The following is a 14,154-nucleotide window of genomic DNA, read 5'->3' on the forward strand; positions in this document are numbered from 1 at the left end:
CCGCCAAAGGGTTTAATACCCCGAGGTAGTTTACTTCTATCTAAAATTATTTTCGGACAAACTTCATATTGGTTATTCCTCTTTCAGTATAAATTTTAAGAATATAAACCGCGCTACTCATATCTTTTTCTAGCGGAACATAAATTTTATTTTTCAACTCAATATTATTGAATTCCTTGATAAAACTACCATTAATACCATAAAGTAAAATCCTGTCTATATTTATGAGTTCTGGATTTTCAATAAAAACGGCATCATCATCACGTAAGTATACAATTTGGAATTTTCCGGTTAAATTACTGACATCTTCTTCTGGCACTTCAGGAGCTTCAGGTTTTTCAACATCATCTATAGCTTCATCTTCATCTGGGTCACTTTCTGTTTCCTCATCTTCATTATCTTCATCTGGATCACTATCCGTTTCTTCATCTTCATTATCTACAGGATCCTGATTATCATCGGTATCGCCTACTTCTTCTTCCTGATCGTTTTCCTCTTCATCTACGTCATTTTCCGTCTTCTGAAAAGTTATGGCAAATCTGTTGGAGTAATATCCACTATCGATAGTTGCAACGTATTTTTCAGCTTTTAAATCATAATAGGTACTATCTGCTCGATCCATAAGATAAATTTTCTTTTCTGAAGAAATATTCTCTAAAGTATCTATTTCAATATAAAATTCGGTATTAGATCGAACAATGACACCGAGATCTAAAACCCGGTCATTATTGAAATCTGGCACGCCCTGTATTACCAATGCCTGGTCGTCCATTAGCCAAAACATATCTTCATTTTGCATATCATAAAGAGGAGCATCGTAACCAAGGTCGAATTGAGAGGTCGCATTTTTATCTGCACCTACAACGATTTGTCTGTACATTCCTCCCGGAGACTTATAATTCAGTCGAATTTTTTCTCTGTTATCTTCTTGTGCCGCAGTTTTATTCTGAGCTATTTTCTTGGAAACATTTTCAGGTTTCAAGAATAGAGATTGCACAGAATTTGATTCTTTTGCAAAAACACGTTGAGAATTGTTGAATAAAATATCACCTTCGCTCAATGTAATATTACCACTGTTTCGTGAGTTTAGAAAGCTATTCACAAAAAATCCCTGTCCTACTGGAATATACCTACCCGGTTTTCTATTACTTTGAGAATTATTTGCATTAATAAGTTCATCTGTCGCTACGGCAGGAACACTTCCTATTAAATTTAGCGTAGCATAACCACCTATATAATCCTGTAAATAATGGGAGTTACTTTGTCCAAAATGATCCCAAAAATAGATAGCTCCATTAAAAAGGTTCTGTTCTCCATTAGCTCCGTTCACAGAATTCTTATCCAGATTGTCCAAAATGAATTGTTGTCCATCTATAGCTGAAGGATATGGATTTCCTATTAAGAATGTTTCCTGAGGTTTAATATGAAGTTTAATGTCTCCATTATTAGGTAAACCAACAAATGTATAATTATGAGAAGAAAAAATATCAACGCTACCCGAGGTTCCTTTCATAGTATAGCCTTCTCCAGATTCCAATTTTGTGTTTTCGCGTATCTGGCTCCATCCCGCATAACCAGAAGTTCTATGAAATCTATTTAACCAATAGGTACTAACTCTTGTTAATCCTGAATAATTCTTTGAATCTGCCCAGGTAAATTGATATTTAAAAGAAATATCTCGCACTTGCTCTGGATCTTTCCCATCCTTAAGAACATCAGCAATAGTGAATCCTGAGTTTGGAGAGTTTGTACTAACTGGAGAAGACCAATAATTATAATTGTAAGAATTTGCAGTACCCTGTTGATCTCTATGAATAACTCCTTTGCTTTCTGGATCTAAAATACTTCCTTCAGTTTGGATAAGTTGAGACTCTCCGTTTAAGTCTATTATCCCATTCAGTTTTAGGTAATCTGTTATAATTAATGGGTTTCCTGTACCTCCTTCAGTAGGATTTGTTCCAGTCATCTTAAACGTGCCGGAATTAGAGATTAGTCCCAGTAATTGTAGAGGTTTTGTTGAATTAGAGTGAGGGTAAAATATATCGTTCGAAATCTCAACAATATTCCAATCTATGGTAGTTTGTCCATCTATACCATAACTTCCAGGAACTTTCCAAACTTCCCGTTCAGAAACTTTACTATCATTCACCGTAGGAGGTAAAAACCATGTGGTTTGATTTGTCCAATCTTGATTTTCTTCATTCAAAATATAAGGAGTAGGAGCTGTATTCTCCTGCGTTGAGGTAATATTTCGAATTAAACCGTTGCTATGATTGCCGGTAATCTCAGGAGTTAATCCTTCAGCAATTGCTTCAGGGTTACCTTTTAATTGATAATAGGCTTCAAGATTATTCCAATTTAAAGTACCGGGAACATCTACAGGTATAACATTTCCACGCAGTGGATTACTTGCTACCGCTATACTCTGATTCATCAAAAAGCGTAGCTGTTTTTCAGTTAGGCTTTTATTCCAAATTCTTAATTCTTCAATCCAACCATCAAAGTAATTAGAAGGAACATCAGGTTGATCGCTATCATATATTGCACCTATAATAAATGGATGCGGTACATTGCCCGGAAGATTTGCGCTTTTATTAGCAACAGGAATACCATCTACATATAATCTGATATTTGCATCTTTATAAATAACTGCAATGTGGTGCCATGTGTCCTCTTTAATTTTATAAGATGTAGAAACCGAATTTCCATTCCACCTAAAAGTTGGAGAACCTGAATTGATTACAAAATCATATCCGCCACTATTTAGGTTTTTAATATCTCGCTTTGCAAGAATTGTTTTTAGTCCTACGTTATTTTCAGATTTGATCCATGCCTCAATAGTAAATCCTTCTTTATCGTGCATATCAAAAGAATCGCCAATTAAGATATGATCATCTATCCCATCAAAATCTAAGCTGTTGCAATTCGCAGAAATTGTAAGATTAAGCTCGTCGTAATTCGAACAGTTTTCATTAAAAACAGTCCATCTTAAAACATACTGCCCTTCATCTCCAATAAACTTTGTATTTGGATCGGTAGGGTCTACAAAATTAAAATTCGAAGGTCCGCTAACTACGCTCCAAATACCTGAGCCAAATTCTGGTGTATTTGCCTCCAGAGTAGTCTGGTAATAGCCGCAGCCAAGAACTTCATCCTCTCCGGTAATAGCATTAGTTAACGGCGCAGGATCATCTATGCTAATGCTGCGAATTGCCTGACACTGATTGGCGTCGATAACAGTTATAGTGTAATCTCCCGGTTCAAGATTTTCTAATGTTTTAGTTGTAGAACCAGAGGCATCATTCCAGAGATATTCATAGGCTGTGCTTTCGTCTTCACTCTTAGGTGTTCCTCCCAATGGATTTACAGTAACTGTGCCTTTTTCACCAGGGCAAACTGGTTGCTGAATTTCAAAATTCATTGTAATCGGCGAATCTGGCTGAGTAATTACTACGGAAGGAATTTTAAAAACAGATCCTTCAGAATCTTTCACCCAAACATCATAATCGCCTGCCTTTAGTATTTCAAATAAGTTTTCTTTTTGATATCCAGCATTTTCATTGGTAATACTATAGCTATAAGGAGCCCTCCCGCCAGAAGCCTGAACCTGAATTGTTCCCAATTCAGAATCGAAGCATTCTAGTTTATTCGGCGTTGCTTTAGCATATAAAGGCGTAAAAATAATTTCTTGATTATTGGTAGAGAAGCATTTAGATTTACTACTTTGTCCACATGCATTTTTCTTATTATTCGAAAAAGTCAAATAAATATTATCAACCGACACTTCATCTCCACATTGATAATTAATGGGGATAGTTTTGGCATTCGCAGGTATACCTTCTTTTTCATAAAAACACCCAAATTCTCTTTTAATCGTTGTGTTACCGGTCTCTAAACTTTTTACACTATAGGTAAACTCGGTATATAGAGAATAGCGTGTTGCACTCTGGTCTAATTCAACGTAAATATATTTTTGATCTCCGTTACTGCAATTTTCAGATGTAATTCTTTTTCCTGAAGAATCACCAATATAATATCCTGCAATTCCGAAATCATTCGATCCACAATTATCTACATAACATTCACCAACATATTGTTGATATATAAAATCACGGCTAAACCCTTCTGCATCGGTAACAGTAAGCGTTATATTTCGGTTTCCTTCTGATGGATAGCTCACTCTGTGAGAACCCAAACCGGTATTGGTGGTGTAAGTTCCATCGGTATCGAAGTCCCAACTGTATGAATACGGAGGAACTCCGCCAAAAGCTGTATTATTCGCTACTTCGAAATAACTCACACGTACATTATTATCTCCTTCACAAATTGAAGTAGGTAAAACTTCAGCCTTCAATATTTCATTAATAACAACATCTACTACTTCGCTACATCCATTTTTATCGAAAACACTAAGAGTATAATTGCCAGCAGCGAGATTAGTTGCTTTCTTGGTTGTAGCGATAATGGTAGAACTTCCAGAAGATCTCCATTCATAAGTATAGCCCGGTGTTCCTCCCGATGGATTAGCGTCTGCACTCCCTGTTTTTGAGTCGTAAACCATCGTTCTCGTAGTGCTAACTGATACAGTAACCGGCTCACTTGGTTCGCTTATAACGATATTTTCTGCAATTATCTTTTGGCAGTCTATGCTGTTTTTATCTCTTAATTTTAAAGTATAAATTCCTTTTGGAAGATTTGGAAAAGATGCAGAATCAGACCAATTCAATCCGTTATCGATACTATATTGAAAAGACTCACTTCCTCCAGAGACTCCAGTAAATGAGATGCTACCTGAATTCTCAGCAAAGCAGTTGACATTCTTTTTTTGAAAATTAGAAATAATTTCTGCTGGCTCTGTAATAGTTACATTTTGTTGCAAAGCACAAGCATTTCTATCTTTTATAAATACTGTATAATCACCAGCAGGTAAGCCAGAAAAAGTTTTGTCGGTTTGAAAGTTGGTGTTATCTATAGAGTACTCGAAAGGAGCTGTTCCGCCATCAATTTGTCCTACCGTAATAACTCCGTTTGAAGCTCCATAACAATTGATATTTGTGACAGATGGAGAAGATGCGCTGATGATATCTGGTTGCGATATCTGAATGACTTGTTGAATAATACATCCATTATTATCAATAACACTAAAATTATATGTGCCAGCAGAAATATTGCTGAATTTTTTGTTAGGCTGGTAAGTATTTCCATCTATAGAATATTGATAAGGTGCTGTTCCACCCGAAACTGTCCCTGCGGAAATACTTCCGTCATTTCCACCAAAGCAAGAAACATTTGCGGAATTTGGAGCCGTCATTTCCAACTGTTCTGGTTGTGAAATTTCAATAGTTGCTGAAATCGAACAATTATTTTGATCACGAACGGTCAACGTATAATTACCTGCCGATAAGTACTCAAAGCTCGAGGCTGAAGAAAAATCACTTCCATTTATCGAATATTGATAAGGCGTTGTTCCTCCGGAAACGGTTCCTGCGGAAATGCTTCCATCGTTTCCACTAAAACAAGAAACATTTGTGGAATTCGGAGCCGTCATTTCAAGTTGAGCTGGCTGCTTAATTTCAATATTCGTTGAAATCGAACAATTATTTTGGTCACGCACGGTCAACGTATAATTCCCTGCCGAAAGATTATCGAAGTTGGATTCCGTAGAAAAGTCAGTTCCATTTATCGAATATTGATAGGGCGCTGTTCCTCCCGAAACATTACCTGCGGAAATGCTTCCATCATTTCCACCAAAACAAGAAACATTAGTTGAATTCGGAGCCGTCATTTCGAGTTGTTCCGGTTGGGTAATTTCAATATTTGCTGAAATTGAACAATTATTTTGATCACGAACAGTTAGAGTATAATTTCCCGCTGTTAGATTATCGAAGTTGGATTCCGTAGAAAAGTCAGATCCGTTTATCGAATATTGATAAGGTGCCGTGCCACCGGAAATTGTCCCTGCGGAAATGCTTCCATTATTTCCACCAAAACAGGAAACGTTTGTGGAATTCGGCGCAGTCATTTCCAACTGTTCCGGTTGTGTAATTTCAATATTTGCTGAAATCGAACAATTATTTTGATCACGCACCGTCAAGGTGTAATTCCCCGCTGTTAGATTATCAAAATTTGCTTCCGTAGAAAAGTTAGTTCCATCAATCGAATATTGATAAGGCGCTGTTCCGCCGGAAATTGTTCCTGCGGAAATACTTCCGTCGTTTCCACCAAAACATGAAACGTTAGTGGAATTCGGAGCGGTCATTTCGAGTTGTTCCGGTTGTGAAATTTCAATATTTGCTGAAATCGTACAATTATTTTGATCGCGAACGGTCAAGGTATAATTCCCTGCGGATAAATCTTCAAAGGTTGAAGCTGAAGAAAAATCACTTCCATTTATCGAATATTGATAAGGCGCTGTTCCGCCAGAAGTTGTCCCTGCGGAAATGCTTCCATCGTTTCCACCAAAACAAGAAACGTTTGTGGAATTCGGAGCCATCATTTCTAGTTGATCTGGCTGCGTAATTTCAATAGTTGTAGAAATCGAACAATTATTTTGATCACGAACGGTCAAGGTATAATTTCCTGCCGCCAGATTATCGAAATTCGATTCCGTAGAAAAGTTAATTCCATCTATCGAATATTGATAAGGCGCTGTGCCACCGGAAATTGTCCCTGCGGAAATGTTTCCATCGCTTCCACCAAAACAAGAAACGTTTGTGGAATTCGGAGTGGTCATTTCTAGTTCTTCCGGTTGCGTAATTTCAATTGTTGTAGAAATCGAACAATTATTTTGATCTTTTACAGTCAAGGTGTAATTCCCCTCTGTTAGATTATCGAAATTTGCTTGCGTAGAAAAATTAGTTCCGTCTATTGAATATTGATAAGGTGCTGTTCCTCCTGCAACCATACCTGCGGAAATGCTTCCATCGTTTCCACTAAAACAAGAAGTATTTGTGGAATTCGGAGCCGTCATTTCCAACTGTTCCGGTTGTGTAATTTCAATAGTTGTTGAAATAGAGCAATTATTTTGATCACGAACGGTCAAGGTATAATTCCCAGCCGATAAATCTTCAAAGATTGAGGCTGAAGAAAAATCACTTCCATTTATCGAATATTGATAGGGCGCTGTGCCGCCAGAAATTGTCCCTGCGGAAATGCTTCCATCGTTTCCACCAAAACAAGAAACATTTGTGGAATTCGGAGTGGTCATTTCCAACTGTTCTGGTTGTGTAATTTCAATATTGGTAGAAATCGAACAATTATTTTGATCACGAACGGTCAAGGTATAATTCCCAGCCGACAGATTATCGAAATTTGCTTCCGTAGAAAAATTAGTTCCATTTATTGAATATTGATAAGGAGCTGTACCGCCAGATACGGTTCCTGCGGAAATGCTTCCATCGTTTCCACCAAAACAAGAAACTTTCGTGGAATTCGGAGCCGTCATTTCGAGTTGTTCCGGTTGTGTAATTTCAATATTGGTAGAAATCGAACAATTATTTGCATCACGAACGGTCAAGGTGTAATTCCCTGCCGTTAGATTATCGAAGTTGGATTCCGTAGAAAAGTTAGTTCCATTTATCGAATATTGATACGGTGCTGTGCCTCCTGAAACTGAACCTGCTGAAATACTTCCGTCGTTACCACCAAAACAAGAAACGTTTGTGGAATTTGGAGCTATCATTTCAAGTTGTTCCGGTTGCGTAATTTCAATATTTGCTGAAATCGAGCAATTATTTTGATCACGAACGGTCAAGGTATAATTACCTGCCGTTAGATTATCGAAGTTGGATTCCGTAGAAAAATTATTTCCGTCTATCGAATATTGATAAGGCGCTGTTCCACCGGAAATCGTTCCTGCTGAAATGCTTCCGTCGTTTACACTAAAACAAGAAACATTTGTGGAATTCGGAGCCGTCATTTGGAGTTGATCTGGCTGCGTAATTTCAATATTGGTAGTAATCGAACAATTATTTTGATCACGTACGATCAGCGTATAATTGCCCGCTGTTAGATTATCAAAATTGGATTCCGTAGAAAAGTTAGTTCCATCTATCGAATATTGATAAGGCGCAGTGCCGCCAGAAACTGATTCGGCTATTATAGTGCCGTCATTGAATCCGTTGCAACTAACGTTAGAAGTAGAATAATTGTTTAGAATTAATTGGTCGGGTTGCGAAATAATTATGGACTCACTGCCGGAATTTCCAGCATCGTCTGTAATGGTAATTGTATAAGTTCCCGCCGAAAGATTGAAAATATCTTCATTAGTAGAAGTAAAAGAGCTGGGGCCAGTCCATTGAAAAGAATAATTGCCGTTCCCTCCAGAAACTTCAATATCTATAGCACCATCATCGGCATTATAACAGGTAAGATCCTGTGATGAAGATGTTATAATAAGATCCTCTTCCAATCCGAAAGATTCAGATTGGTTGATTAAGAAAAGCGTTAGAAATAGCCCTAAAATAATTGCGGCTCCAGGAAAAGTAGTTTTCTTCATAGGCATATACCTTTAACACTTTTCTTTGTCGCCATCTTTATGTAGGGTACATTAATTTCAAAGATGTTTAGGACACTCAAATTTTCTCTCATCATAATTCCACTTTGCAAATCTAGTCTTTTTTTGTAAAAGATCGATAAAAGGTTGACTTTTAACGATAAAGACTTTGTTTTGTTTGTATAGCAAAGTCCGTGCCTAAATAGAATTAGGAAATTTGAGCACTCCCTTAAATGTCGAGCATAAAAAAAGGCTACAGTTACGTAGCCTTTTAAAAATATATTTTGAAAGATTATTATTCCTTCATGTGAGGATACTTATAATCTGTTGCTGGAACAAATGTCTCTTTGATTAATCTTGGAGAAATCCAACGCATTAGATTCAGTTTAGATCCTGCTTTATCATTTGTACCACTAGCTCTTGCTCCACCAAATGGTTGTTGGCCTACAACAGCTCCGGTTGGTTTATCGTTAATATAGAAGTTACCCGCAGCATTTTGAAGGATATCTGTAGCTTTTGCAGCTTCGTATCGATCTGCAGAAAATACAGCACCAGTTAATGCATAAGCACTTGTATTATCTACAATATGCAATGTTTCGTCCCATTTATCATCTTCGTAAACATAAATCGTTACTACTGGACCGAATAATTCTTCTTCCATAGTCGTGTAGTGAGGATCTTTAGCTAAAATTACTGTAGGTTCTACGAAATAACCTTTAGATTTATCACAATTACCACCAACTACGATCTCAGCATCATTATCTTCTTTTACTTTCTCGATGTAAGAAGATAATTTATCGAATGATTTTTCATGGATTACTGCAGCGAAGAAATTAGAAAGATCTTCTGGAGAGCCCATTTTGATAGACTTCACATCTTCAATAACATAATCTTTAATTTCTGGCCATAAGCTCTTTGGTAAATAAACTCTGGATGCAGCACTGCATTTTTGCCCCTGATATTCAAATGCTCCACGAGTAATTGCTGTAGCAACCTGTTTTGCATTCGAAGTTGGATGCGCTATGATAAAATCTTTACCACCTGATTCTCCAACGATTCTTGGATAAGATTTATAGGTATGAATATTATTACCAATCTTAGTCCAAATATTTTTAAATACCGCTGTACTACCAGTGTAGTGTATCCCTGCAAAATCTGGGCTAGCTAATACAGTATCGGTAATCATTTCAGGATCACCCATTACCATATTGATAACACCATCAGGTACACCTGCTTCTTTAAATACTTCCATTATAACCTGTGCAGAAAGCATTTGGCTATCACTTGGTTTCCAAATCGCAACATTACCCATTAACGCAGCACTAGCAGGTAAATTTCCTGAAATTGCTGTAAAATTAAATGGTGTAATCGCGTATACAAAACCTTCTAGTGGGCGATATTCGATACGGTTCCAATTTCCGTCTGAAGAGTTTGGTTGCTCATTGTAAAGTTCAGACATGTATTCTACGTTAAAACGTAAAAAGTCGCAAATCTCTGCTGCTGCATCGATTTCTGCTTGATAAACAGTTTTAGACTGTCCTATCATTGTAGCAGCATTCATTTTCTGACGGTAAGGTCCCGAAATTAAATCTGCTGCTTTTAAAAATACTGCAGCTCTTTGTTCCCACTCTAATTTAGCCCATTTCTTACGAGCTTCTAAAGCAGAATCGATAGCCTGCTCGATGTGTTTTTTTTCAGCTAAATGATAAACACCACAATCATGTTGGTGATCGTGAGGTGGATTTATATTTAACGTTTTTCCGGTTCTTATTTCTTCAGAACCTATGTAAAGTGGTACATCTACTTTTGTATTGTACAACTCTTTATATGTTAATAATACTTCTTCTCTTTCTGGAGTTCCCGGAGCGTATGATTTTACTGGCTCATTTTCCGCTTTAGGAACGTGAAAAAATCCTTTTCCCATGTTATTGTTTTTCTCGTTTTTATTGGTTTTTAAACATTTTAAAGGTAAAAAAATAATAAGGATTAAAACCAATCAGAGCAGGCTTTTAGGTAAGCTTAACTTTTTTTGTACATTCCGTTTTTAGTTTAAGAAAAAATTATGTGTACAGTAAGTATTTTTCCTGAAAATAAGAATTCATTATCCTTTGTGCTTACGTTTAATAGGGACGAGGCCTTTGATCGTGAAACTTTTGCGCCAAAATTTGAAAATGTTAACAGATGTGAAATGATTTTCCCAAAAGATGGGGTCGCTGGGGGTACATGGCTGGGGGTAAGTGCGCAAAAAAGGCTAATTGGGATAATGAATGGAGAATTTACAGCGCATAAACGCAATCCGCCTTACCGCAAGAGTAGAGGAGTAGTAGTAAAAGAATTTTTAGCAGTAGAAGATGTTTTTGATTATGCAGATCAATATAATTTTGAAGGTATCGAACCTTTCACCATGATCATTGTAGAATGGTCTTCTAGCTTAATTATTACTGAATTGGTTTGGGATGCAAAAAAGCTTCATATAAAAAATGTAGCTCATAAACCTCGAATATGGTCTTCTTCACCTTTATATGATTCAGGTATGAAATTGAAAAGAGAGAACTGGTTTCAGAAATTTATAACTGAAGAAGAAATTACAGCAAGCACAATTTGGGAATTTCATCATGAAGCAGGAAGCGGTGATAAGAATATTGATCTTATTGTGGATAGAGGATTTTTGAAAACGCAGAGTATTTCGCAGATCATAGTAAATGACGACGAAAAGCTATTTAAATATAAAGAATTAGCTTCTGGAAAAACTAAGATTGTAAATCTTGACGACTTAATTTAAGGCAAAAGGAGCACTTAATTTAAAAGAAGGAATCTGAACTCTAAACTTTCTGGTAGAAGTGAAATTAACCATATTGTAATGACCGCTCATTGCTCCAAATGGCGTATTTAAAAGACAACCGCTTTGGTAAGAATGTGTTTCTCCTGGTTTTATAACCGGTTTTTTACCTATTACTCCTTCGCCTTCTACAGTTTCTGTATTATTTAAAGCATCTTTGATTTTCCAAAACCTTGATTTTAGCTGTACCGAATCATTGCTTTGATTTTCGATGGTAATACGGTAACCAAAAGCATATTTTACCTGATAGCGATCGTATATGATGCCGTCAAAAAAAGTATGAACCGAGATTTTTATGCCTTTTGTTATTTGTTGAACCATAGGAATTTTAAAAAACTGCAAAAGAGCCGAATATCGAGATTAGCCCTACAATTAAGGCTAAGGTAAAAAATATAATGTTGAGAATCACAAATTTAACAGTGGTTTTTAGTTTTCCCTGTTGATAGAATTTACGTAATCCCTGAAATAAATACCCTATAAAAATAAGATGCGCAAAATTCACTCCGAAGCTATCCCCGGTAATCAAATCTATAATTAAAGCAATGCTGTACAAAATAAAACACATGCTTTGCGTGTGAAATGCAAAAGTGAGGTGCTCCATGTAATTGTACTTAGAACGAATATACAACAAGCTTAAAAAAAGAGAAAAGATAGGTAAGAAAGCAAAAATGATAAACGGAAGTTTACTAATTAAATAATTGATAAACAATTGCGGGTTTTGTTTTACCAAATTATAATCGACTACTTTCTTGTAAAGCCAGTGATTGTATCCAGAATTCTTAAGATCAAGTTTTGTAACGGCATCGACCGGGACATTGTTCTTTGTTTCTTCGAAATAGGAACTAAAGAGCTTAGATTTTGCATCTAAAGCATCCATAAAAGACATGGTATCCAATTCTTGCTCGGTAATAAGGTGATCTTTATAGTTTTCTTCTTCTTTTAAGTTGTTCTTAGAATTGGTATTGATGATTGAATCAAGATTTTGAAAAGGATTTTCAAATTCAACTTCAATATTTGTATTATTTTTCTCATTAAACTCTTCCAGGTTTCTAGCGACTTCTTCAGGTTCCTGATCTAAATTCATTCCTTCAAAAGAAAAATCGTATCCGTAGATAATAAAAAAGATGATAGAGGTAGTTAAAAAGAATCTATAGGGGTTTACGTAACGCATACGCTTACCTTCAATATAATCTTTGGAAATCTTTCCGGGTTTAAATAGAAGTATGTTCATCGTTCTTATAAACCTGGAATCGTAGGCAAACAATCCCGAAAAGAACTCTGAGAAGAAATCACCAAGGGCTAACTTTTTTGTAGAATTTAATTGTCCGCAATTGGGACAGTATTTTTGTTCTACTTCTAAAGGTTTTCCGCAGTTAAGACATTCCTCACCGCGATACTCAATTAAAGATCGCTTAGATTTCATTATTTATTGGCAATTGGTTAGTTGCTAATATTTTTGGAGTTTGCGCTTCCCAGGCCTATGATTCTATCATATCTTCCTCCAATTTCACGATAATAGACTAATACGGTGTATTCATTTTCAGTTTCGTCATAATTGCCGCTAATAAAACCTTCATCAATGCTATCGTCATCATTTACAAGTACATATTTATAATTGTAAAATCCTTGTTTGAATAATCGTGCAGTTTCGTAATACCCGGTTTCTTCGTTATAATGAAGAGCGGTGCTATTATCTGGGGTGAAATTATTAAAATTTCCGAAAATATGTAGTGTCCCGCCCTTTATTGGCTCATAATTTTTTAAAGTGAAGTGAATCCACGTGTATTCTGCTTCGATATTAGAATTATCAGCATTTAATTGTCTAATTACAAAATCCCCGTTAATATCAGGATTGTAAGTATATGGCGTGCTTTCTCGGGATAAATCCATGTTTAAATAATGGTGATAAAGCTGATCTATATCTATTTTAGCAATATCTGCTGTAGTTGCGCGCAAATCTTTGGTGTCGAATTGAAGATATTCGTTACCGCCCCAAAAAGATAGTGGTAAGTCATATCGATAAATGAGCTCATTACCAACAGTGTATTGAGGTTCGATATCTTTGATGGCATTTTTTAAATTATAATTCTGAATGATGATAGGCTTTACGGTTTCATTAGGATTCCGAAGTAATAAATTAGGAGAATTAATACTGAAATTCACTACCTGTTTGGTATTGATATAATTAAGATCTCGAGCACGTTTTATGGCGGCAGCTACGGTCACTTTATTTTCGTAGATCATAAACTTTCTGGAAAATACTAATTCATCATTTTCATTATAAATTTGAATCATATAATTTCCTGAAACTTTCAGCGCCTTGGTGTACTGATTGGGAATCTGTAATTGGTAGTGCGAGTAGGGTTGAAGTGTATTATACGAATTCTTATAATTCATTATTCTAATATCGTCCAAACCATCCAAATATTCATTTTTAGAAAGCTGTGTAGGTTTCCAGTTATAGTCAAAATGTTCGATACGATAATAGTAATCGGCCTCGTCTCCGATAATGTCATCAAATGTTAAATTTAACATTCCGTTGATCGAGATAGCAGGATTTCCCTTGGTGCCGTTAGAGTCACCAAATAATCGAATGGTTCTTATAAAGTTGGGAGGTATTGTTTCTTCTGCTATTTGGCTAAACATAGGAATAGTAGAAACAACACTGAAAATAAGAAAAATTAATCGCTTCATTTTAAAATAATATGGGTAAATGTACTTACAAATTATATACCTGATTTGGAAGGTGTTTATTTTAACAATTCAGCAGCTCGAAAAAAGATCAGTTTATTGGGAAAAATGGCGTGAAAAACATAAATTT

At 36.0% G+C, this 14,154-nt stretch carries 6 protein-coding genes; 1 reads left to right on the forward strand and 5 read right to left on the reverse strand.

Annotated features, from left to right (window positions below; all coding sequences use genetic code 11):
- Nucleotides 1-46 precede the first annotated feature (46 nt).
- The gene (locus QWY91_RS17985) at nt 47-8,497 is read right to left on the reverse strand and encodes a DUF8693 domain-containing protein (RefSeq protein WP_290236889.1); all 8,451 of its coding nucleotides are present in this window, start codon (nt 8,495-8,497) and stop codon (nt 47-49) included.
- Nucleotides 8,498-8,789: 292 nt separating this feature from the next.
- Nucleotides 8,790-10,418, reverse strand: a complete 1,629-nt coding sequence (gene pruA, locus QWY91_RS17990) for an L-glutamate gamma-semialdehyde dehydrogenase (RefSeq protein ID WP_290236890.1) — start codon at nt 10,416-10,418, stop codon at nt 8,790-8,792.
- A 138-nt stretch (nt 10,419-10,556) separates the two neighbouring features.
- Between pruA and QWY91_RS17995 the strand changes: the two genes are divergently transcribed.
- Nucleotides 10,557-11,276: an NRDE family protein gene (locus QWY91_RS17995; protein WP_290236891.1), complete on the forward strand. Its 720-nt coding sequence runs from the start codon at nt 10,557-10,559 to the stop codon at nt 11,274-11,276.
- On the opposite strand, the gene apaG is transcribed toward QWY91_RS17995, so the two are convergent.
- The 3 genes from apaG to QWY91_RS18010 are packed head-to-tail and all read right to left on the reverse strand — an operon-like array spanning nt 11,268 to nt 14,027.
- Complete coding sequence (gene apaG / locus QWY91_RS18000) at nt 11,268-11,654, reverse strand: Co2+/Mg2+ efflux facilitator ApaG/CorD (protein ID WP_290236892.1); 387 nt, start codon at nt 11,652-11,654, stop codon at nt 11,268-11,270. The two genes, QWY91_RS17995 and apaG, sit on opposite strands and share 9 nt — an antisense overlap.
- A 7-nt stretch (nt 11,655-11,661) precedes the next feature.
- Nucleotides 11,662-12,756 carry a DUF3667 domain-containing protein gene (locus tag QWY91_RS18005; protein ID WP_290236893.1) on the reverse strand — a complete coding sequence of 365 codons (1,095 nt, stop codon included), beginning with the start codon at nt 12,754-12,756 and terminating at the stop codon, nt 11,662-11,664.
- Nucleotides 12,757-12,773: 17 nt separating this feature from the next.
- Complete coding sequence (locus tag QWY91_RS18010; RefSeq protein WP_290236894.1) at nt 12,774-14,027, reverse strand: type IX secretion system plug protein; 1,254 nt, start codon at nt 14,025-14,027, stop codon at nt 12,774-12,776.
- Nucleotides 14,028-14,154: the final 127 nt, after the last annotated feature.

The sequence above is a fragment of the Zunongwangia endophytica genome, from assembly GCF_030409505.1.
Taxonomy (GTDB): domain Bacteria; phylum Bacteroidota; class Bacteroidia; order Flavobacteriales; family Flavobacteriaceae; genus Zunongwangia; species Zunongwangia endophytica.

Coding starts and splice junctions, on each gene's coding strand:
- QWY91_RS18010 (WP_290236894.1), bottom strand. CDS start 14,027: ATGAAGCGATTAATTTTTCTTATTTTCAGTGTTGTTTCTACTATTCCT.
- QWY91_RS17995 (WP_290236891.1), top strand. CDS start 10,557: ATGTGTACAGTAAGTATTTTTCCTGAAAATAAGAATTCATTATCCTTT.
- QWY91_RS18005 (WP_290236893.1), bottom strand. CDS start 12,756: ATGAAATCTAAGCGATCTTTAATTGAGTATCGCGGTGAGGAATGTCTT.
- pruA (WP_290236890.1), bottom strand. CDS start 10,418: ATGGGAAAAGGATTTTTTCACGTTCCTAAAGCGGAAAATGAGCCAGTA.
- QWY91_RS17985 (WP_290236889.1), bottom strand. CDS start 8,497: ATGAAGAAAACTACTTTTCCTGGAGCCGCAATTATTTTAGGGCTATTT.
- apaG (WP_290236892.1), bottom strand. CDS start 11,654: ATGGTTCAACAAATAACAAAAGGCATAAAAATCTCGGTTCATACTTTT.